Here is a 19,233-nt window from a genome sequence, read left to right as displayed (position 1 = left end):
GAAGGAGACACCTGTGACCCGGATCGATCTGAACAGCGACGTCGGAGAGTCCTTCGGCAACTGGTCCATTCCTGACGAGTCCATGCTGGACATCGTCTCCAGCGCCAACGTCGCCTGCGGATTCCACGCAAGCGACCCCTGACGATCCGTCGCACGCTGCAAGCGGCGGCGGCTGGGGAGTGGCTGTGGGGGCGCACATCGGCTACCGGGATCTCCCCGGCTTCGGACGGCGCTTCATCGACTACGACCCCCAGGAGCTCGCCGCTGAGGTGACCTACCAGCTCGGAGCTCTCGAAGCGCTGGCCCGGTCCGCAGGAACCCGCATCCGATACGTCAAGCCTCATGGGGGCATGTACAACACGATCGTCCACCACAAGGATCAGGCGCACGCCGTCATCGATGCCATCGGCGAGTACGACGAGACGCTGCCCGTCCTGCTGCTGCCGGGCGGATACGCACTCGACTACGCCCGCCGCCAGGGGCTGCGGGGAGTCTCCGAAGCGTTCGCGGACCGGGCCTACAACCCGGACGGCACTCTCGTCTCCCGCCGCGAGCCCGGCGCGGTGATCGAGGACACCGGCCGCGTGGTGGAGAACATGCTCCGACTGGCGCAGGACGGTGTGATGATCGCCCACGACGGCACCCGCATAGAGGCCGGGGCGGAGTCGATCTGCACCCACGGCGACACGGCAGGCGCCGCCCAGATGGCCGCCACGCTCCGCGCCGCCCTCGAAGACGCTGGGGTGCAGATCCGCAGCTTCGTCGACGTCTGAGCCGCGCGATGAGCATCGGACACGCCGCCGTCAGCGTCCGCCGCGCAGGCACTCGAGCCCTGCTGCTGGAATTCGACGCACTGGAGACGGTCCTCGCGGCACACCAGCAGCTCAGCCGCCATCCGCTGCACGGCCAGGAGGAGCTGGTCGCCGCCGCCCGAACCGTCATGATCCGCTTCTCCTCACCCGCAGCCCTCACCGCAGGGCGGGCCGAGCTGGAGCGCACGCCGCTGCCGGAGAGGCAGCGCAGTGAAGCTCGCGAGGTCACTATCGACGTCGTATACGACGGCGAAGATCTGCCCGCGCTCGCCGAGCAGCTGAGCATGAGCGTCGAACAGCTCATCGAATGGCACACCTCCCGCACATGGACGGCGGCCTTCGGCGGCTTCGCCCCAGGATTCGCCTACTGCGTGCCGGACAGCCGAAGCATGCAGGTGCCCCGCAGGAGGTCTCCCCGCACGGCCGTGCCGGCGGGCAGCGTAACGCTCGCCGGGGAGTTCTCGGCGATCTACCCGCGCAGGTCCCCGGGCGGCTGGCAGCTCATCGGGCGCACCGGCGCTGCCATGTGGGATCTGGAGCAGGAGAGCCCGGCCCTCGTGCGCCCCGGCGACACCGTCAGCTACCGCGCCGTCGACGCTCTGCCGGAGACCGGCGCCGCGGCACCCGCGAACCCTGCTGACGGCTCAGAGCACGGGGCGCTGGAGATCGTCTCCCCAGGGATGCAGACCCTTGTGCAGGACTTCGGGCGCGCCGGTCTGAGCGACCTCGGCGTCTCGCGGGCGGGCGTCGCGGATGAGGCCGCCGCCGCTCAGGCCAACCGTCTCGTCGGCAACCCGCAGTCCGCAGCAGTTCTTGAGGCCGTCATGGGGGTTTGAGCCTGCGCGCCGCACGGACCGTGGTGCTCGCCCTCACCGGCGCTCAGGCGCAGGCCGAGGTCGTCGGACCCGAATCCGTTCGATCTGCCCCGCTCTGCGCGCCGTTCGTCCTGATGGAGGGTGAGACCCTCACCCTCCGCGCACCGACACGGGGCCTGCGGAGCATCGTGGCCGTTCGCGGGGATCGACGCTGAGCCGGTGCTCGGCTCGGCATCCTCCGACACCATGTCCGGACTCGGTCCGGCCCCTGGCGGAGGGCCAGGGCCTGTCCCTCGCCGAGCCGCAGGGACTCTCGCCGGTGGGCGTCCCGGAGCAGCCGACCCTCTACGTGCCCGACGACGCAGGCCGCGCCGTCCTGCGGTTCACCTACGGGCCCCGCCAGGACTGGTTCGACAGCGCCGAGCAGGCGCGCCTGGCGGAGCAGGACTGGCAGGTCACTGCGCAGGCCGACCGCATCGGCCTGCGGCTGGCGCCGGACCCCGACGACGAGCACGCCCGTCCCCTCCGGCGCGCCAAGGAGGACGAGCTCCCCAGCGAGGAGTGCCGCGCGGCTCGCTGCAGATGCCCCGGAGGGGAGTCCGGTGCTGTTCCTCAACGACCACCCGGTGACCATAAGCTACCCGGTGATCGGCGTCGTCGTGCCCGAGGACCTGAGCATCGCTGCCCAGCTGGCCCCGGCACCGCCGTCTCCCTGCAGCCGGTGGACCCTGACACACTCGCCCCGACCCACATCCTGGAGGCCCGACCATGAAGCGCATCCTCATCGCCAACCGCGGAGAGATCGCCGTGCGCATCATCCGCTCAGCCCGCGAGGCCGGATGCAGCACGGCCGCCGTCTACGCCGACCAGGACGCCGCCGCCCTGCACGTGGAAATGGCTGATGCTGCCGCAGCGCTCGGAGGAGATGCGGCCGCGGACACCTACCTGAGCATTCCGCGGATCCTGGAGGCCGCCCGCACCCTCGAAGCCGACGCAGTCCACCCCGGCTACGGGTTCCTCTCGGAGAACGCGGACTTCGCCCGAGCCGTGACGGACGCCGGAATGACCTGGATCGGGCCCAGGCCCGAGACCATCGAGTCACTGGGGAACAAGGTCACCGCCCGTCGGATCGCCGTCGATGCGGGCGCCCCTCTGGTGCCGGGCACCGACGGCCCGGTCTCCTCGGCCGAGGAGGTCCGGGCATTCGCCGCCGAGCATGGCCTGCCCGTGGCGGTCAAAGCTGCCCACGGCGGCGGAGGCCGCGGCATGCGGATCATCCGGAGCGAGTCGGAGCTCGACGAGGGCTACGCCTCCGCCGTTCGTGAGGCGGAGTCCGCCTTCGGGCGCGGCGAGTGCTTCGTCGAGCGCTTCCTGGACCGCCCCCGGCACGTGGAGGCCCAAGTGATCGCCGACGCCCACGGGAACGTGGTGGTCGTCGGCACGCGCGACTGCTCCCTGCAGCGCCGCAGCCAGAAGCTCGTGGAGGAGGCCCCGCTCCCTTCCTCACCGATGAGACGCGGCAGCGGATCCACGAGTCTGCGCGGAGCATCTGCGCCGCCGCCGGGTACGTGGGCGCTGGGACCGTCGAGTATCTTCTGAGCCCCGACGGGCTGCTGAGCTTCCTGGAGGTCAACACCCGCCTGCAGGTCGAGCACCCCGTGACCGAGGAGACGGCGGGCATCGATCTTGTCGCCGAGCAGCTGCGCATCGCCGAGGGCAGGCCGCTCAGCCTCTCCGAGGACCCCCAGGCCGTCGGCCACGCCCTCGAGTTCCGCCTCAATGCCGAGGATCCCGCCCTCGGGTTCATCCCCACTCCTGGGCGCGTGGAGCTCTTCAGTCCGCCCACCGGCCCCGGCATCCGCGTGGAGACGGGGCTGCGCACCGGTGACGAGGTCTCCGGCGCCTTCGACTCCATGTTCGCTAAGCTCATCGTCACCGGGCCGGATCGGGCGACGACGCTGATCCGAGCGCGCACGGCCCTCGCCGAGATGCGCATCGAAGGCATCCCCACGGTGCTGCCCTTCCACCGCGCGGTGCTCGACGCTGAGGATTTCGCCGCTGAGCGCGGGGCTGAGGACTTCGCCGTTCACACCCGCTGGATCGAAACGGACTTCCAGGACGCTCTCGTCGAATCCGAGCATCTGGCATCCGCTGTGCGGCACCGTGAGCAGACCATGCGTCGCGCCACCGTAGAGATCGACGGCCGGGCCGTGCAGCTGGGCCTGCCCTCCTCGCTGCTGAGCCTGCTCGGCTCCGCCGACGCAGCCGCCGATCAGGACCAGCGGTCCGAGGACGCCGCGCCGTCACCGCGCCGATGGCGGGCACGCTGGTGACCTGGCTCGCCGAGGACGGCAGCGAGGTGCAGTCAGGGATCCGGTAGCAGTGGTCGAGGCGATGAAGATGGAGCAGAGGGTCACAGCTCCGGCCGCAGGAGTCCTCTCCAGGGAGAGCCTCAGCCCCGGTGCCTCCGTCACCGGCGGCCAGGTGCTCGCCCGCATCAGCTGAGGTCCCCGCGGCGGGTAGGTTTGAGGCCATGTCTGACGAAGTCTGGGCCTCGCTGCAGCCGATCGGCTCCGAGCCCGAGGACCACGCCCACCTGCCCGAGCGGGCAGCGGCCGCACTGCGCGAACAGGTCGCCGCGGCCTCGCGGTCCCCGGAGCCAAGCTGCCCGAGGTGCGCATCACCCAGCAGCTCGGGATCTCCCGCCACACGCTGCGCAGCGCATTCCAGATCCTCATGCGGCGAGGGCCTGGTGCAGCGTCGCCCCAACCGCGGAGTCTTCGTCTATGAGCCCCAGGCCGAGGACATCCGGGAGCTCTACAGGGTCCGCCGCGTCATCCAGACCGGGGCCCTGCGTGCCGCCGACTTCTCCGCGGAGGCGACGGCGGCGCTCAGGAGATCGTCGATCGGGCGCACGCTGCGCTCGCCGAGGGGACGCGCACGGCATGGCCGAGGCTAACCAGCAGTTTCACCAGCTGATCGTTGCTCAGGCCCGCTCCTCCACCCTGGACAGCCTGATGAGCCAGGTGCTGGCACGCATGCGGCTGGCCTTCCTCACTCGTCGGCATGAGTCCGACTTCCACACCCGGTATGTGCGCCGCAACGGGGAGCTGGCCGAGCTGCTGCGCGGCAACAGGCGGGCGGAGGCGGAGACCTATCTGATGGAGTACCTCGTCACGGCGGAGAACGACCTCATCGCGCACCTGGAACGGGCATGAGCGCCCTCTGCTGTTACGGCTGAGTAAAACTTCGCGCGATTGTTGGACAATCCCTTGCCCCGATTGTTGAACAACCTCTAGTGTCTGGCCCAGGCAGTGTGATCGCGATCATGGCTGCCCGACCGCACCAGTCGTCCCGAGGGGAACCATCATGTCTGAGCCGAGACCCGCAGCACCCGCCGCAGAGGCGCAGCAGAAGCCCAAAGGCCCCACCTTCACCGCCACTCGGCGCACCGCGATGCTCGGCGCCATGTTCCTCATGGCCGTCTCAGCCGTCGGTCCGGGCTTCATTACCCAGACCTCCGAGTTCACCCTGCAGCTCGGCGCCGCCTTCGCAGCGGCCATTCTCATCTCAGTCATCGTGGACATCGCAATCCAGATGAACGTATGGCGCACCCTCGGCGTCTCCGGCCTCTACGCCCAGGAGCTGGGCAACCGCATTCTGCCCGGCCTCGGATGGGCGCTCGCCGGACTCATCTTCTTCGGCGGCATCGTCTTCAACGTCGGCAACATCGTAAGCGCTAAGCCTGGGCGTGCAGGCGATGACGGGCCTGGACCCGCAGATAGGCGGCGCCGTGTCTGTGCTCATCGCCATGGCGATCTTCCTGTCGAAGCGGGCAGGGGTCGCCCTGGACAGGATCGTGGTCGGCTGCGGCGCCGTGCTCATCCTCCTGATGGGCTACATGGCCATCGCCACCAGCCCGCCGGTCGGGAGGCCGCCCTGCAGACCTTCGCCCCGACGCTGCCTGAGGGCGAGGGGCTGAGCACCTTCTTCTTCGTGACCACCACGCTGATCGGCGGCACCGTAGGCGGATACATCACCTACGCAGGAGCCCACCGCGTCATCGCCTCAGGCCACACCGGGCCGGAGAACGCCCGCACCATCGCTCGGACGTCCGTCATGGGCATCATCGTGGCCAGCGTCATCCGCTACCTGCTCTTCCTGGCGATCCTGGGAGTGGTCACCGCCTACTCCGTCGCACAGATCGAAGGCACCGGCCAGGACAATGTCGCCGCCTCAGCGTTCCTCCTGGTGCTCGGCGAGTGGGGACTGCGGGTGTTCAGGGTGGCCTTCTGGGTCGCAGCCATCACCTCGATCCTCGGCGCCACCTACACCTCCGTCTCCTTCATCACCACGCAGAAGACGTCTCCGCGGGTCCGTGCCGCCATGTTCATCGGCTTCCTCGCCCTGACATGCGGCATCTACCTGATTCTCGGACAGGCTCCCGCCACCCTGCTGATCATGGCCGGGGCATTCAACGGCGCGGTGCTGCCGCTGGGCTTCGCGGTCATCCTGATCGCCGCGTGGTTCAAGCGCGACACGCTCCTCGGCGGCTACAACTACCCCAAGTGGCTTCTGATCAGCGGCACCGTGATCTGGCTGCTGACCATCTACATGGGCGTCAGCTCCTGACCGGCATCGCGGACCTCTGGACGCAGGGCTGAGGCGAGGAATGGGGGCAGAACCTATCAGCTCCGCTACCCGGGTGTCCACGGGGCCCCGGTCCACATCGGCGATCCGAGCGCGCTGGGGATCGAGAGCCTCGCTGATCCTGACTTCGGCGACGCTGTGGACGTCCCGGACGGCTGGATTCCGTCGTTCCTGAGACCCGTGCATGGCCTGGGCGGGCTCTCGGCCCGGCAGAGATAGGCTGGTTCGGTGAACGAATCCGAACCTTCGCGCCGAGACCAGCAGCTTCGTTGGGCCGCCTCGGTGCTGGCCTTCGTGCTGGGGGCCGCAGCGGTGATGCTGGTGATGCTTCCCAATGCGTGGGGCATCGTGGCAGGCCTGCTCGTGGGCGGTGCCGCAGGCGCAGGCACCTACGGAACCCTCTACGGGCGAGACCAAGGCCCGGCATGAGGCCACCCAGATCAGCTCGGAGCAGGAGTCCCTCCGGGAGCAGCTGAAGCGGACTGAGACGACGATGCGCACCCGGCAGAGCGAGCTTCCCCCTCCACCCACGGCCAGCTGCGCATGATGGTGGTGGGGCTCGACGAGATCATTCAGCGCTGGGAGGCGCTGCGGCGAGCGCCCGAGCAGCAGGACGCGGTCGCGATGACCATTCGTCGGCACCTGCCCCGCACCCTGGAACTGTTCCTCGAGCTTCCGAACACCGCCAAGCCGCGCCACGCCGAAGAGTTCAAGGGTCAGATCAGCCTCATGGCCGAAGCCGTGGCCAAGACCCGCGACGACGTGGTGAGCAAGGACCTGCAGACGCTGCGCCGCAACCGCCTGCTGCTGGAAGAGGCGCTCGCCGATCCCGACGAACGCCTCTTCCGCGACCTCTAGGCCCGCCCCTCAGGGTGAGGTGCTCAAGCCCGGCTCAGCTGAGGTGCTCATAGGCGGGCAGGGTGAGGTAGTCGACGTAGTCCTTGGAGAGGACGAGGCTTCGAACGATGTCGGCAGCGGGCTCGAAGTAGGACGCGAACGTGTCCGGGTCGTTGATCTCCTCGCGCAGACGAGTGACCTCCTCCTCGAGGAGCGTGTCGACGAGCTCTCGGGTCACCTGGTGTCCGGTGTCTGAGGTGATGGTGCCGTTGTGGATCTGCTGCCACACCTGGGAGCGTGAGATCTCGGCGGTCGCAGCGTCCTCCATGAGGTTGTGGATCGCGACGGCACCGTTGCCTGAGAGCCACACGGCGGTGTAGTAGGTGGCGACGTAGAGGTTGGTGCGCACGCCCTTCTCCGTCACGTCGCCTTCTGCCGAGCCGGTGCTGAGCAGATCCTCGGGGGTGACGCTGACCTCGGGGCGCTTCCTGTCGACCTGGTTGGGCTTCTCGCCCAGGACCTTGGTGAACTCTTCGCTGCACAGCTCCACGAGGTCCGGGTGGGCGACCCACGAGCCGTCGAAGCCGTCGGCGGCCTCCGGGACTTGTCATCCCGGACCTTCTCGATGGCCCGCTCGGTGACCTCGGGCTCGCGGCGGTTGGGGATGAACGCGGCCATGCCTCCCATGGCGAAGGCCTCACGCTGGTGGCAGGTCTTCACGAGCAGCTCGGTGTAGGCGCGCATGAACGGCTGGGTCATCCCCACCTGGGCGCGGTCCGGCAGCACGAACTTCTCCCCGGAGGACCGGAAGTACTTGATCATGCTGAACAGGTAGTCCCAGCGGCTTAGCATTGAGGCGGCGGCGTGGTCCCGCAGCTCGTAGAGGATCTCGTCCATGCAGAACGCAGCAGGGATCGTCTCAATGAGCACGGTGGCCCGCACGATGCCGTGGGGCAGTCCGAGCCGCTCCTCGGCAAAGGTGAAGATGTCGTTCCAGAGCCGCGCCTCGAGGTAGTGCTCGAGCTTGGCCAGGTAGTAGAAGGGGCCGGTGCCCTGTTCATGGAGGTGCTTGGCGTTGTGGAAGAAGTGCAGCCCGAAGTCGACGAGTCCGGCGACGGCCGGGCCGCCGTTGATCTCGATGTGCTTCTCCGGCAGGTGCCAGCCCCGGGGCCGGACGACGACGGTGGGGAGGGTGATGTCGTCGCGCAGTCGGTACTCCTTGCCCTCCGGGAGGTGAACTGCAGGGTCCCGCGGGCTGACTCGTAGAGATTCTTCTGCGCGTCCACGAGGTTGTTCCAGGTGGGGAGAGGGCGTCCTCCAAGCAGGCGAGCCACACCTTGGCGCCGGAGTTCAGCGCATTGATCGCCATCTTGGCCGGAGCGGGCGGGCCGGTGATCTCGACGCGGCGGTCTCGGAGGATGCAGGCGTCTCAGCCACGGTCCAGTCCGATTCGCGGATCTCCTTGGTCGCGGGGTCGAAGTCGAGGGCTCCGGTCTGGGCGGCTTCGGCCTGAGCGTCGGAGCGTCGGCCGAGCAGCTCGTCGCGGGTGGGCGCAAAGCGCTCGTGCAGCTCCTCGATGAACTGCAGGGCCTCATCGGTCATGATGAGGCCGGTGCCTTCGACCTCATAGGGCGGATTGACGGTGATGCTCATGGTGCTCCTTCGGTTCTCAGGTGGAAGAGCCTGGGCTCCCCTATTCTTATGCCATATGATTCACGATATGGAAGATACAGTCCGCAATGCGGACTCGGGGAGTTCGTGATCCTCAGCGGGTGCAGGTCATCGAACGCGCCTTCGGGCTGCTGGAAGCACTCAGGCAGCGTCAGGGGGCGGCCACAGCCCGAGAGCTGAAAGAGGCATCCGGGCTGGCGGGGCCCACGGTGCACCGGCTGCTGCACACGCTGGTGGGTCTCGGCATGGTGCACCAGCTGCCGGACAGACGCTATGCCCTCGGAGCGAACCTTGTGCCCCTGGGGAGGGAGCGACCCGTCAGCTGGGCGGACTGGCAGTGCCACAGATGCAGTCGCTGGTGGGCGAGCTCGGCGAGAGCGTGAATATGGCCGCGATGGAGTCGGAGATGGTCGTCTACATCGCCCAGGCCCCGTCCCCGCATTCGATGCGTATGTTCACTGAGGTGGGCCGCCGTGCCTACATGCATTCCACGGGGGTGGGGAAGGCGATGCTCGCGACGATGGAGCGTGACCGGGTCCGTGAGGTGCTGGCCCTGACCGGCATGCCGTCGATGACGCCGAAGACCCTCACCAAGCCGGACGCTCTCATCGAGCAGCTGCCGGTGATCGCTCAGCAGGGGTATGCGTTGGATGATGAGGAGCAGGAGCTCGGGGTCCGCTGTCTGGCTGTGGCGATCCCTCACGGCCCGACGCGTATGGGCCTCTCCGTCTCAGGTCCCACGGCCCGTATGAACGACATGTTCATCCGCCATGCTGCCCCGCTGATGTCGCGCACAGCGGCAGAGATAGGGCGAAAGCTCAGCCGGAGGGCCTGACCCCGAGGGTCAGCGCAGGTCGGCGAAGGCGTTGAGGACCTCCGCCAGGGAGGCGGGCTCCGGGACGCGGAACCGGGCACCGGTGTCGCCCTCACCGATTTTGAGGCTGACATCATCGCCTGAGAGGACAGCGAAGCCGGATTCATCCGTCACATCATCGCTAAGCGAAGAAGACGACGTCAGGCTCAAGGTCCCGGCGGAGCTCCTCGATGGCCTCGCCCTTCGTCGACTTCCGGACGACCGCCTCAAGGATCTGCTTTCCCTCCTTCTGATGCGCTCCGTCGATCAGGGCGAGTGCGGCGTGGGCCTCGCTGAGCACCGCGTTTTGGATGGAGGGTCGGTCACATGCCGGACGTGCACGGCCGCTCCGGCGGGCTTGTGCTCCACCCACACGTCATCGTGCTGGTCGGCGATGCCTTGGAGGACCGAGATGATCTCCTCGCGTGAGGCCTCCTCAGCCCGTGTCAGCTGGAGGCCGGGGAGTCGGGCCCCATGTGCTTCTCGGCGCCGTGCGATCCGATCAGGACTGTGCCCGCAGGCGGGGATGCCTGCCGCTGCAGGTCGCTGATGGGACGGCCGGAGACGTAGGCAAGCGTGATGTCCGAGTCGTTGAGTGCAGCGATGCGGTCGATTGCTTCCCCGTTCGCAGGAACGGGGGCTGCTGAGTAGGCGTCGGCGACGAGCTCGGCCACGCAGCCGTCGAAGTCCAGGCACATGAGCACCTTCTTCTTGGACGCCAGCGTCTCGAGGGCCTGGTGCAGGTCTTTGGCAGGGTAAAGCTCACGGGTCCCTCCTGGAAGGATCGAGGCGGCAGTGGGTTATGCGGCGGTGTGCTGCTGCGACAGGCTCTCAAGAAATTCCTTGGCCCATCGGGAGACATTGTTGGAGACCACCTGGCGACGCAGGCTGCGCATTCGCTTGCGCGCCTGATCTGAGTCCATCGTGGCGGCAGTGACAATCGAGGCCTTGAGCTCCTCGATGTCGTGAGGGTTGATCAGCAGGGCCTGGCGCAGCTGATCGGCAGCTCCGGTGAACTCGGAGAGCACAAGCACCCCGTCACCCGACTTGCGGGCGGCGACGTACTCCTTGGCCACCAGGTTCATGCCGTCGCGCAGGGCGGTGACCAGCATGACGTCGGCCGCGAGGTACAGCGCCACCATCTCCTGAGGGGGTAGGAGTGGTGGAGGTATCGGACTGCGGTGTGCCCCATCGTGTCGTACTCGCCGTTGATGCGGCCCACGGTGAGGTCGATCTCGTCGCGGAGCTGCTGGTATGACGCCACGCCCTCTCGGGACGGCGACGCGATCTGCACCAGCGTCACGTCACCGACCTGCAGCTCGCCCTCGCGCAGGAGCTCTTCGTAGGCCTTGAGGCGGTGACGGATTCCCTTGGTGTAGTCCAGGCGGTCCACACCGAGGAATATCGTCTTCGGGTGGCCGAGCTCGGCCCGGATCTGAGCCGCTCGGGAGATGATCGACGGATCCTGGGCCAGCTCCTGGATCGTCTCTGTGTCGATGCTGATCAGGAACGCCCGAGCCTCAGCCGTGCGGTAGGTGCCCTCCTCCGGAGCGGACAGCTGGCGCGGCGCAGTGCCTCGCTCGGGGTCGGCGTCGAAGCCCTTCAGGGGCGAGTAGGCCTGCGAGTCGTACTCGTTGGGCACGTAGACGCGGTCTGACTTGATGTAGTGGCCCAGGCGGCTGCGCACGGCCCGCTGGAAGTTCCTGGCGTCCGACTCGCGCTGGAAGCCGATGAGGTCGGCTCCCAGGAGGCCGCGCAGCACAGAGTGTCTCCAAGGCAGCTGGGCGAAGATGCCGGGAGGTGGGAACGGGATGTGGTTGAAGAATCCGATGGTCACGTCCGGCCGGAGGTCGCGGAGCATCTGGGGCACCAGCTGCAGCTGGTAGTCCTGGACCCATACGGTGGCACCTTGGCCCGCCACGTTGGCCGCAGCCTCAGCGAAGCGCTGATTCACCTCTCGATAGGCATTGAACCAGCGGCGGTGGAAGCTGGGCCGGACGATCACATCGTGGTACAGGGGCCAGAGGGTGTCGTTCGAGAAGCCCTCGTAGAAGTCGTGCACCTCACGCTCGGTCAGCGGGACGGGGTGCAGATGCAGTCCCTCATGGTCGAAGGGCTCGAGCTCTTCGTCGGCTGCGCCGTGCCAGCCCACCCAGGCGCCTTCAGAGGCGGCCATGATGGGAGCAAGAGCTGTCACCAGTCCGCCGGGGAGCGTTCCCAGCCGGTGGCGCCCTCATTCGTCGTGACGCGGTTGACGGCGAGACGATTGGCGACGACCACAAACTCATACCCTGGTGCTCCATGCGGCCACCCTCTAGGAATATGCTGGACGTCAGCTGAAAACCCCTGGTCGAGCCGGTGGGGCGGTCACGAGAGGTACGCTGTCAGATGCTGTTCTGAGTATCCATCCGCACACTGGGAGACGCCTTCCTATGGCACGTAGCACCGAAAGCGCCGACGCACGCGAGCGCGCCCGCAAGATGCAGGCTGAGCAGGCCAAGAAGGAGAAGCGATCCACGCTGCTTCTGCCCGTGATCGTGGTGGTCCTGGCCGTCGCAATGGTGGTAAGCCTCGTCCTGTGGGTGGTCAACCGCGACGACGATGACGCCGCGTACACCGAAGGGCCTGCGCCCTCGGTGGCCAACGAGTACGGCGGGATCACGCTGACCTCATCCACAGAGGTCGCCGACGGCACCGACATCGGGACCGTGGACGCAGAGGATGTGCCGGAGCGGGATGACAACGGCACCGCTCCCCGTCAGGAGGGGCAGGCCCCGCACCTGGTCATCTACACGGACCCGGGGTGCCCGGCCTGTCAGCAGATGGAGGAGACCTACGGCTCCACGATGGCCGAGCTGCTCGATCAGGGGCTGATCACTGCGGAGTTCCGGTCGGTCCAGGTGGTGGGCTCGCCCACCAACTACTCGGCGCGTGCGTCGAACGCCTTCGCGTGTATGGCTGAGGAGTCGCCCGAGAACTACAAGGACTACCTGACCTACATCACGGCCACCTACGCCCAGGATGAGCTCAGCAACGAGGGTCTGGCCCAGGCGGCTCAGGAGCGGTACGACGCGGACATCTCCAGCTGCGTCGAGGAGGGCACCTATCGGCCCTTCGGCTCCTGGACCACCAACCAGGCCAGCGACACCCTGGCCCAGATGGGTGTGCAGTTCGCCACGCCTACCGTCTTCATCGACGATCAGGAGTACGGCCTCGACTTCATGGAGGCTCTGGGCGAGGAGATCGATGCGTACGCCGCTGAGGCCGGAGACGATGTCGAGGCGGACGTCGACCCCGACGCCGAGACGGATGCGGAGCAGGATGAGGCCGAGGAGGACGCGGTCGAAGTCCCCGAAGATGACGAGTGATCCCTTTCGGGGCTAGACTCGATCCCTGGTGCGGACGCCGCTGAGCGTCCGTACCGTGCCTCCTTAGCTCAGTTGGTAGAGCAGCTGATTTGTAATCAGCAGGTCGTCGGTTCGAACCCGGCAGGGGCTCAGAAAAACTGAACGCCACGTTCAGGAATGCCCGGGCACAGGTTTGCGTTGCGGTCTCTTGTGCAATCTACCGATACCCCCGTCGCCGCCTCTGACGCCGAGAGGATGCCGAGGGCGGACAAACTGACCATCGGCGCCCTTCTGGTGGCCACGTTCGTCATGATCCTCAACGAGACGATTATGAACGTGGCGCTCTCTCCGCTGATGGAGGAGTTCCAGATCCCCGAGCCGACCGTGCAGTGGCTCACCACTGCGTTCATGCTGACTCTGGCGGTGGTGATTCCCACCACCGGCTACCTCATCCAGCGGTTCAGTCTGCGCGGGGTCTTCACCGCCGCAATGCTCCTCTTCGCTGCGGGCACCGCCCTGGCCGCCGCAGCCCCCGGCTTTCCGGTGCTCCTGGCCGGGCGCGTCATTCAGGCCGCCGGTACCGCCATCATGCTCCCGCTGCTGATGACGACCGTTCTGACGCTGGTGCCGATGCATCGCAGAGGCGTGGTGATGGGCAACATCGCCATCGTGATCTCGGTAGCCCCAGCGATCGGCCCCACGGTCTCCGGCATCATCCTGGAGATCGCCGACTGGCGATGGATGTTCCTGACCATCCTGCCGATCGCTGTGGCTGCGCTGCTGCTGGGCCGCCCCGGCTGAACGCGGACCCCGGCACGCGGGACAAGCGCCTCTCCGTTCCGTCCCTGCTGCTGTCAGCGCCCGGCTTCGGAGGGATCGTCTACGGAATCAGCCAGATCGGCGGCGGCCACGGAACCGAGGAGCTGGATCCGGAGGATGCAGGCGCCTCGGTCGATCCGGTCGCGGTGGGAGTGCTGCTCGTCGGAGTGGTGTTCCTGGCGGCGTTCGTGCTTCTCCAGCTGCGGCTCCAGAAGACAGAGTCTGCGCTGCTGAACCTCAAGCCGTTCACCTACACGCAGTACACCCGTGCTCTGCTCATGATGCTGCTGATGATGATTGCGCTCTTCGGGGCGCTGATCCTCCTGCCGCTGTTCCTCCAGCAGGTGTACGGCCTCACGCCCTGCGCACAGGGCTGATGATGCTTCCCGGCGGGCTGCTGATGGCCCTCCTGGCGCCCATAGTGGGCCGTGTATACGACCGCGTCGGCCCTCGGCCCCTGGTGGTGCCCGGCGCCAGCGTCCTCGTGCTGTCGATGACGGCATTGGGCTTCATCAGCCAGGCCACACCCTGGTGGATGATTCTGACGGGGCACCTGATCCTGTCCACGGGGCTTGCCCTGCTCTTCACCCCCGCGTTCACGACCGCGATGAACCCCCTCCCCGCTGCGCTCTACTCCCACGGCTCCGCAGTGCTCAACACCCTTCAGCAGCTCTCTGCGGCGATCGGCACTGCGGCACTGGTTGCGGTCATGGGGGTGGGGGCTTCGATGGCGGCAGCGGACGGACTCAGCGCCGATGCGGCAGCGGTCGAAGGATTCCGTACCGCGTTCCGGTTCGCCGCCGCACTGAGCGTGCTGACGCTCATCCTGGCTTTCACGCTGCGGGCCACGCGGCGGCGGAACCCTCGGACGAGCGACAGGGGCATCGCACTGAGCTGCGAGAACTGAGAAGCTCCGAACATGGGCGAGGCCCGGCAGACGCACCATCTGCCGGGCCTCTTTCTTGTCGCACCCAAGTGAGTCCTACCTTATACACGCCTGCCCCTATTAGCAAACACTTGTCTTGGTAAATCTCGGGAATAGGTCGCCGGACCGAGTGTTGACGCCCCCGAAGGCATGTCACCACGACACAGGAGGATTCACATGGCTGAACGCGGAACCGTCGTCATCATCGGAGGCCACGGGAAGATTGCCCTGCTCGCCGCCCCAAGCTGGCAGAGGCCGGATTCTCCGTCCGCTCCCTGATCCGCAAGGCGGAGCAGGCCGAGGATGTGCGCAGCGCGCAGGCAGAACCCGTCGTCCTGGACGTCGAAGAGGCCGACACCGCTGCCCTGGCCGAAGCGTTCGCAGGTGCTGAGGCAGTCGTATTCTCCGCCGGAGCAGGCGGCGGCAACCCCGAGCGGACGCGCGCGGTGGACCAGGACGCGGCCATCCGAAGCATGGATGCCGCAGAGCAGGCCGGGGTGTCTCGGTATGTGATGGTCTCCTACGCCCGCAGTGAGACGGACATCCACACCCTGGACACTGACAGCAGCTTCTATCCGTACGCGGCGGCCAAGCACCACGCCGACAATCACCTGCGCAGCACGAAGCTGAACTATGCGATCCTCGGTCCCGGCAAGCTGACTGAAGAGCTTAGCCAGCGGGACTGTTCGCGTCGTCGAAGCCGACGATGCTGAGGTCGCCTCGACCGGCCGCGAGAATGTTGCTGAAGTGATTCGTCACGTCCTCCAGAGCGGTGCCGCAGAGCGCACCCGGGTGAACTTCTTCGACGGAAGCACCCCGATCGCCGAAGCGATCCGCTGAACTGGAAGGCAGCTCGATAATCCTGATAAGGTTGGGCGTTGCCGTTCGCGGCATCAGTCCGCTCGCCTAGCTCAGTTGGTTAGAGCGCACGCTTCACACGCGTGAGGTCACTGGTTCGAATCCAGTGGCGAGCACCGAACGACCGTCGGGTTTCTGGCTGCGTCCGCAGTCGCAGTGATGATTCCGGAGGAGGGTGCTGTGGAGCAGGAGCACCGCCGGAGCTCGAATGCCGGAGAGAAGCCCCGTGATCCCCTCAGCTCAGAGACAGGTCTGACCGGCTACGAGTCAGAGCCGATCGATCCTGTGATCTCAGAGCCTGAGGTGGACACGAGCCTGATACCGCTCGTGAAGCCCAGCGCGGACGTGCCCGCGGAGGACGAAGGCTTCGTCTCCAGCCTCACCGGCTCCATCGCCTCCTCCTGGCGGTCCGCGGCGGAGGAGGCCACCCTCGAGTGGGAGGAGTACGACGCCGAAGCCGCCGCCCGGGCGCTAGAAGAGGCCGAGACTCAGCAGCAGACGCGGCACTCGTACTCCAACGAATTCTCCTCGCCGACTCTGCGGAGCCCCAGACCGGACCCGCGCCGACCACGCCGGGGACCCCGCTCTCGGCATCGCTGAGGCTGCGGGATCCGACCAGCCGCCCGCCTCCCCGCTGCGGCGGCGGTCTGTGCTTCACCCCTCCTGGCTGAAGGAGCGGATCGGGCACCAGGCCTCCAAGGGCAGCTTCTCGACCGGACGGTCTTCGACCTCCGCGTGAGCCCCCAGCACGTCTTCAACCGGCTGATGAAGCCCGAGCGCCTGGCCACGCGCCAGACGTCGATCGTGGACCGGCTCACCGGAACGCCCTACGAGCACGTCCAGCGGTCTCCCCAGAGCCAGCACACGGAGCTTCCCGTCCAGGCGGATGAGCTGGAGACGATCAGCTTTGTGCTGGACCTGGGCGAGACGCTCTTCCGCTACGGCGCTGGGGCGCTCGAGGTGGAGACATCGATCATCGCCGCTACGGCCGCGTTCGGCATGAAGAACACCGAGGTGGACATCACCAACCAGTCCATCAGCCTGAACTGGGCGCCCGGGGCAAGATCCCCTACTCCAGGGTGCGCGTGGTGCGGTCGTGGTCCTCGAACTTCAACGCGCTCTCCGCCGTGCACCGGCTGGTCACGGACATCACCTCCGGCCGCCTGACTCGAAGCGAGGCGGAGCTTCGGCTCACGGAGATCACGCGTGAGCCGAAGCCGTATCCGCGATGGCTCGTCACGCTCTGCGGCGGGATCTTCGCCTCATTCTTCGTCAGCTACCTCGGAGCGCCGATCTTCGACGCGATCGCCTAGCTTCACGGCGACGCTCCTTGTCCTGTGGGCGACCCGCCAGCTTGCAGCATGGCGTGTTCCGGAGTTCTTCACGCTCGCGGCGGGCGGCTTCATCGCCTCCGCGTTCGCGATGACGGTCTTCGGCCTGGATGCGGAGGTCACCCCTCGATGGTGGTCGCCGGCGGGCTGATGATTCTGCTGCCGAGTGTGCGGATCGTGGGCGCCCTGCAGGATACGATCAACGGCTTTCCGCTGACCTCCGCCGGAAGGATCGTCTCCTCCCTGATGGCCTTCTCAGGAATGACTGCTTGGCATCATGGCCGCCGTGGTCATCTCCGACCTGCTCGGCGTCAGCCAGCAGGAGCTGGCCCAAGGCTTGGAGCGTCTCTACCACCCGCTGATCCTCATCGCGCTGGTGTTCCTGGCCTGCTCGGCCGCCGCGGTGGTCGAGCAGAGCCGCCCGGTGCTCATCCTCCCCACCGGGGCGGTGGGCGCTCTGGGGTTCTGCGGGCTCTATGCTGGCGAACTCATCGGGCTCAGCGAGCGCTTCACCCCTGTGATCGGCGGGGCGATCGTCGGAGCCCTCGGGCGTGTGGTGGCGCTGCGGCTGGGCGCCCCTCAGCTGGTGGTGGCGGTCCCGGCGATGATGTTCATGCTGCCTGGGCTGATGGTCTTCCGCGGCATGTATCAGCTGGCCATCGAGAACACCACGGCCTCCATGATCGGCGGACTGTTCGAGCTGTTCAACGCGCTCATCATCATCATGGCGATCGCCGCCGGCATCGTGCTGGGCGACGTCATCATGCGCCCCTTCACCACGGCGCTGAAGTCGAACGAACGCTCGCGCTCCCGCCGACGCTGATCGGCGGTCTCACCGCAGCCGCCAGTCCACTGGAGCCGCACCCATAGCTTCCAGGGCCTGATTCGCTCTGCTGAACGGCCGGGAGCCGAAGAACCCTCGGTAGGCGGACAGCGGCGAGGGTGCGGGAAACGATCACCTCGGTGTTCGGTCCGTCATGGAGCAGCGGCTGGAGCCGACGGGCTTCTGCGCCCCACAGGATGGCCACCAGAGGGTGCCGCGCCCGGCCAGCGCCCGGATCGCCGTCTCCGTGATCTCCTCCCAGCCGATGCCCCGGTGAGAGGCGGGCCTTCCCGCGGCCACGGTCAGGACACGATTGAGCATCAGCACCCCTGGTCAGCCCACGCAGTGAGATCGCCGTGGGGGCTCGGGGCACGCCGCAGTCGGACTCCAGCTCCTTGAAGATGTTGTTCAGCGACTTCGGCAGGGGCCGCACGCTCTCCTCCACGGCGAAGGACAGCCCGATCGGGTGGCCCGGCGTGGGGTAGGGGTCCTGACCCAGGATGAGCACTCTGACGCGCTCAAAGGGCTGCCTGAACGCACGCAGCACATGGTGGGGCTCGGGAAGGATCTGCTCACCTCCGCTGCGGCGCGCGACGAGCTCCTCGCGGACTTTCGCGAACTGAGGCTCGAGCCCCTCGAGCGCTCGCTCCCAGCCCGGGTCCAGCGGGGCAGATGCTTCATCACTCACTCCCATAGGTGTCACCCTAATGAAGCACCCGCCGGGATCAGGCCGCGAAATGCGGGACTGCTTGCTGCTGCGCCCGTAGAATCGCGTCCATGAGCCAGTTCCCCACGACGAGTTCGACGACGTCGCCCCTATTCCTCAGGCGAGGCCGGAAAGCACCGCGCCTACGGAGCGTATCCCATGGCGGCGGAGCGGCGGCGGCATCGGGAGCCTCCGGTCCGATGAAGTGGATCGGCCTGGCGGCTGCTGTGGTGCTGGTCGCGGTGGTGGCCGTGTACCTGATTCTGCCTCTCTTCGGCTCCGACGAGGACCCGGAGGCTTACCAGGCGGGCGACCAGGATGAGCTCGAGGAGCAGGAGCCGGGCGACGATGCTGAAGAGGGCGCGGCGGACGACGAGGCTGAAGGGGAGGCCGCGGAGGACGAGGCTGCTCCCGAGGAGGAAGAGGACGCTGAGGATGCCGCTCAGGACGAGGAGGAGGGCGTCGATCTCGACACCCCCGTGCGCGTTGCCAACGCGGGTGCGCCCGATTGGTCGGCCAGCGATGTGAACTACCGGCTGGCCGAGCAGGGCTTCAATGTGACGGGACGCCTGGACTGGGAGCCTTCATGGGGCGAAGTCGGCACGCCGGTGGTCTTCTACCCTGAGGAGGGTCAGGCGGAGTTTGCTCAGGAGGTCGCTGAGGCGATGGGCTTCGAGAACACATCCCTGAACCCTGCGTGGGAGACTGCCGTCATCGTCGTGGGCCCTGAGTACTCCCTGCAGAACTCCACGGACGAGCTTCAGCAGTTCGTGGACGCGGAGTAGC

At 67.3% G+C, this 19,233-nt stretch carries 21 protein-coding genes, 2 tRNA genes and 8 pseudogenes; 25 read left to right on the top strand and 6 right to left on the bottom strand.

Annotated elements, in window-relative coordinates; all coding sequences use genetic code 11:
- The first annotated feature begins 13 nt into the window (after positions 1-13).
- The 11 genes and pseudogenes from K0H76_RS00575 to K0H76_RS00525 all read left to right on the top strand — a co-directional run bounded on the left by K0H76_RS00575 (position 14) and on the right by K0H76_RS00525 (position 7,135).
- A pseudogene (locus K0H76_RS00575) lies at positions 14-773 on the top strand (LamB/YcsF family protein).
- Between the two features lie 8 nt (positions 774-781).
- A complete protein-coding gene (locus K0H76_RS00570) occupies positions 782-1,648 on the top strand; it encodes a carboxyltransferase domain-containing protein (RefSeq protein WP_258934067.1) in 867 nt (288 codons plus the stop codon).
- A gap of 20 nt (positions 1,649-1,668) precedes the next feature.
- Positions 1,669-1,842 carry a hypothetical protein gene (locus K0H76_RS00565; protein WP_258934066.1) on the top strand — a complete coding sequence of 58 codons (174 nt, stop codon included), beginning with the start codon at positions 1,669-1,671 and terminating at the stop codon, positions 1,840-1,842.
- A 104-nt stretch (positions 1,843-1,946) separates the two neighbouring features.
- On the top strand, positions 1,947-2,399 hold the full coding sequence (locus tag K0H76_RS00560; RefSeq protein ID WP_258934065.1) for a hypothetical protein: 453 nt from the start codon (positions 1,947-1,949) through the stop codon (positions 2,397-2,399).
- Positions 2,396-4,132: pseudogene (locus K0H76_RS00555) on the top strand (ATP-grasp domain-containing protein). Before K0H76_RS00560 ends, K0H76_RS00555 begins: the two are co-directional and overlap by 4 nt.
- 28 nt (positions 4,133-4,160) lie before the next feature.
- Positions 4,161-4,586 carry a hypothetical protein gene (locus tag K0H76_RS00550; RefSeq protein ID WP_258934064.1) on the top strand — a complete coding sequence of 142 codons (426 nt, stop codon included), beginning with the start codon at positions 4,161-4,163 and terminating at the stop codon, positions 4,584-4,586.
- The gene (locus K0H76_RS00545) at positions 4,573-4,845 is read left to right on the top strand and encodes an FCD domain-containing protein (protein WP_258934063.1); all 273 of its coding nucleotides are present in this window, start codon (positions 4,573-4,575) and stop codon (positions 4,843-4,845) included. The genes K0H76_RS00550 and K0H76_RS00545 overlap by 14 nt, the downstream gene beginning before the upstream one ends.
- A 238-nt stretch (positions 4,846-5,083) precedes the next feature.
- Positions 5,084-6,291, top strand: a pseudogene (locus K0H76_RS00540) (divalent metal cation transporter).
- A gap of 31 nt (positions 6,292-6,322) precedes the next feature.
- Positions 6,323-6,448 (top strand): annotated as a pseudogene (locus tag K0H76_RS00535) (DUF1445 domain-containing protein); the annotation flags it as partial.
- 57 nt (positions 6,449-6,505) lie between these two features.
- The gene (locus K0H76_RS00530; protein ID WP_258934062.1) at positions 6,506-6,706 is read left to right on the top strand and encodes a hypothetical protein; all 201 of its coding nucleotides are present in this window, start codon (positions 6,506-6,508) and stop codon (positions 6,704-6,706) included.
- A gap of 123 nt (positions 6,707-6,829) precedes the next feature.
- Positions 6,830-7,135: a hypothetical protein gene (locus K0H76_RS00525; RefSeq protein WP_258934061.1), complete on the top strand. Its 306-nt coding sequence runs from the start codon at positions 6,830-6,832 to the stop codon at positions 7,133-7,135.
- A 34-nt stretch (positions 7,136-7,169) separates the two neighbouring features.
- Here the strand turns inward: K0H76_RS00525 and aceB are convergent.
- Positions 7,170-8,767, bottom strand: a pseudogene (gene aceB / locus K0H76_RS00520) (malate synthase A).
- 86 nt (positions 8,768-8,853) lie between these two features.
- Here aceB and K0H76_RS00515 point away from each other — a divergent pair.
- Both K0H76_RS00515 and K0H76_RS00510 read left to right on the top strand, forming a co-directional pair.
- Positions 8,854-9,168, top strand: a complete 315-nt coding sequence (locus K0H76_RS00515; protein WP_258934060.1) for a helix-turn-helix domain-containing protein — start codon at positions 8,854-8,856, stop codon at positions 9,166-9,168.
- A complete protein-coding gene (locus K0H76_RS00510) occupies positions 9,132-9,620 on the top strand; it encodes an IclR family transcriptional regulator (protein ID WP_258934059.1) in 489 nt (162 codons plus the stop codon). Before K0H76_RS00515 ends, K0H76_RS00510 begins: the two co-directional genes overlap by 37 nt.
- A 9-nt stretch (positions 9,621-9,629) precedes the next feature.
- Here K0H76_RS00510 and K0H76_RS00505 read toward each other — a convergent pair whose 3' ends face one another.
- The 4 genes and pseudogenes from K0H76_RS00505 to K0H76_RS00490 form a co-directional block, all read right to left on the bottom strand.
- Complete coding sequence (locus tag K0H76_RS00505) at positions 9,630-9,773, bottom strand: hypothetical protein (protein ID WP_258934058.1); 144 nt, start codon at positions 9,771-9,773, stop codon at positions 9,630-9,632.
- 7 nt (positions 9,774-9,780) lie between these two features.
- Positions 9,781-9,939 carry a hypothetical protein gene (locus K0H76_RS00500; RefSeq protein WP_258934057.1) on the bottom strand — a complete coding sequence of 53 codons (159 nt, stop codon included), beginning with the start codon at positions 9,937-9,939 and terminating at the stop codon, positions 9,781-9,783.
- 145 nt (positions 9,940-10,084) lie between these two features.
- Positions 10,085-10,336, bottom strand: a complete 252-nt coding sequence (locus K0H76_RS00495; protein WP_258934056.1) for a hypothetical protein — start codon at positions 10,334-10,336, stop codon at positions 10,085-10,087.
- A gap of 102 nt (positions 10,337-10,438) precedes the next feature.
- Positions 10,439-11,960 (bottom strand): annotated as a pseudogene (locus K0H76_RS00490) (trehalose-6-phosphate synthase).
- A 110-nt stretch (positions 11,961-12,070) separates the two neighbouring features.
- Here K0H76_RS00490 and K0H76_RS00485 point away from each other — a divergent pair.
- From K0H76_RS00485 to K0H76_RS00435, 11 genes and pseudogenes are all read left to right on the top strand, one after another.
- Positions 12,071-13,006 carry a DsbA family protein gene (locus K0H76_RS00485; RefSeq protein ID WP_258934055.1) on the top strand — a complete coding sequence of 312 codons (936 nt, stop codon included), beginning with the start codon at positions 12,071-12,073 and terminating at the stop codon, positions 13,004-13,006.
- Positions 13,007-13,063: 57 nt separating this feature from the next.
- A tRNA-Thr gene (locus K0H76_RS00480) sits at positions 13,064-13,135 on the top strand.
- A gap of 105 nt (positions 13,136-13,240) precedes the next feature.
- The gene (locus tag K0H76_RS00475; protein WP_258934054.1) at positions 13,241-13,786 is read left to right on the top strand and encodes an MFS transporter; all 546 of its coding nucleotides are present in this window, start codon (positions 13,241-13,243) and stop codon (positions 13,784-13,786) included.
- A complete protein-coding gene (locus tag K0H76_RS00470) occupies positions 13,723-14,181 on the top strand; it encodes a hypothetical protein (RefSeq protein ID WP_258934053.1) in 459 nt (152 codons plus the stop codon). Before K0H76_RS00475 ends, K0H76_RS00470 begins: the two co-directional genes overlap by 64 nt.
- Complete coding sequence (locus tag K0H76_RS00465; RefSeq protein WP_258934052.1) at positions 14,181-14,711, top strand: MFS transporter; 531 nt, start codon at positions 14,181-14,183, stop codon at positions 14,709-14,711. The genes K0H76_RS00470 and K0H76_RS00465 overlap by 1 nt, the downstream gene beginning before the upstream one ends.
- 195 nt (positions 14,712-14,906) lie before the next feature.
- A pseudogene (locus K0H76_RS00460) lies at positions 14,907-15,569 on the top strand (NAD(P)H-binding protein).
- Between the two features lie 60 nt (positions 15,570-15,629).
- Positions 15,630-15,703 (top strand) — tRNA-Val (locus K0H76_RS00455).
- 43 nt (positions 15,704-15,746) lie between these two features.
- Positions 15,747-16,187 (top strand): hypothetical protein, encoded by a 441-nt coding sequence (locus K0H76_RS00450; RefSeq protein ID WP_258934051.1) that lies wholly within the window; start codon positions 15,747-15,749, stop codon positions 16,185-16,187.
- A gap of 135 nt (positions 16,188-16,322) precedes the next feature.
- Positions 16,323-16,754, top strand: a complete 432-nt coding sequence (locus K0H76_RS00445) for a threonine/serine exporter family protein (protein WP_258934050.1) — start codon at positions 16,323-16,325, stop codon at positions 16,752-16,754.
- Positions 16,715-16,900: a threonine/serine exporter family protein gene (locus K0H76_RS00440; RefSeq protein WP_258934049.1), complete on the top strand. Its 186-nt coding sequence runs from the start codon at positions 16,715-16,717 to the stop codon at positions 16,898-16,900. Before K0H76_RS00445 ends, K0H76_RS00440 begins: the two co-directional genes overlap by 40 nt.
- A 295-nt stretch (positions 16,901-17,195) precedes the next feature.
- On the top strand, positions 17,196-17,741 hold the full coding sequence (locus tag K0H76_RS00435) for a threonine/serine exporter family protein (protein ID WP_258934048.1): 546 nt from the start codon (positions 17,196-17,198) through the stop codon (positions 17,739-17,741).
- Positions 17,742-17,750: 9 nt separating this feature from the next.
- Here the strand turns inward: K0H76_RS00435 and K0H76_RS00430 are convergent.
- Positions 17,751-18,435 (bottom strand): annotated as a pseudogene (locus K0H76_RS00430) (uracil-DNA glycosylase).
- 83 nt (positions 18,436-18,518) lie between these two features.
- Here K0H76_RS00430 and K0H76_RS00425 point away from each other — a divergent pair.
- A complete protein-coding gene (locus K0H76_RS00425) occupies positions 18,519-19,232 on the top strand; it encodes a LytR C-terminal domain-containing protein (RefSeq protein WP_258934047.1) in 714 nt (237 codons plus the stop codon).
- The last annotated feature ends 1 nt before the right edge of the window (position 19,233 follow it).

The organism is Nesterenkonia pannonica (genome assembly GCF_019575955.1).
Taxonomy (GTDB): domain Bacteria; phylum Actinomycetota; class Actinomycetes; order Actinomycetales; family Micrococcaceae; genus Nesterenkonia; species Nesterenkonia pannonica.
This window is presented reverse-complemented; position numbering and strand designations above follow the sequence as displayed.

Excerpts from the sequence above, each read along its gene's own strand:
- K0H76_RS00510 (WP_258934059.1), top strand. The coding sequence starts at position 9,132 with ATGCAGTCGCTGGTGGGCGAGCTCGGCGAGAGCGTGAATATGGCCGCG.
- K0H76_RS00495 (WP_258934056.1), bottom strand. The coding sequence starts at position 10,336 with ATGTGCCTGGACTTCGACGGCTGCGTGGCCGAGCTCGTCGCCGACGCC.
- K0H76_RS00475 (WP_258934054.1), top strand. The coding sequence starts at position 13,241 with ATGCCGAGGGCGGACAAACTGACCATCGGCGCCCTTCTGGTGGCCACG.
- K0H76_RS00425 (WP_258934047.1), top strand. The coding sequence starts at position 18,519 with ATGAGCCAGTTCCCCACGACGAGTTCGACGACGTCGCCCCTATTCCTC.
- K0H76_RS00485 (WP_258934055.1), top strand. The coding sequence starts at position 12,071 with ATGGCACGTAGCACCGAAAGCGCCGACGCACGCGAGCGCGCCCGCAAG.
- K0H76_RS00450 (WP_258934051.1), top strand. The coding sequence starts at position 15,747 with ATGATTCCGGAGGAGGGTGCTGTGGAGCAGGAGCACCGCCGGAGCTCG.
- K0H76_RS00550 (WP_258934064.1), top strand. The coding sequence starts at position 4,161 with ATGTCTGACGAAGTCTGGGCCTCGCTGCAGCCGATCGGCTCCGAGCCC.
- K0H76_RS00515 (WP_258934060.1), top strand. The coding sequence starts at position 8,854 with ATGCGGACTCGGGGAGTTCGTGATCCTCAGCGGGTGCAGGTCATCGAA.
- K0H76_RS00465 (WP_258934052.1), top strand. The coding sequence starts at position 14,181 with ATGATGCTTCCCGGCGGGCTGCTGATGGCCCTCCTGGCGCCCATAGTG.
- K0H76_RS00470 (WP_258934053.1), top strand. The coding sequence starts at position 13,723 with ATGGATGTTCCTGACCATCCTGCCGATCGCTGTGGCTGCGCTGCTGCT.
- K0H76_RS00570 (WP_258934067.1), top strand. The coding sequence starts at position 782 with ATGAGCATCGGACACGCCGCCGTCAGCGTCCGCCGCGCAGGCACTCGA.
- K0H76_RS00545 (WP_258934063.1), top strand. The coding sequence starts at position 4,573 with ATGGCCGAGGCTAACCAGCAGTTTCACCAGCTGATCGTTGCTCAGGCC.
- K0H76_RS00435 (WP_258934048.1), top strand. The coding sequence starts at position 17,196 with ATGGCCGCCGTGGTCATCTCCGACCTGCTCGGCGTCAGCCAGCAGGAG.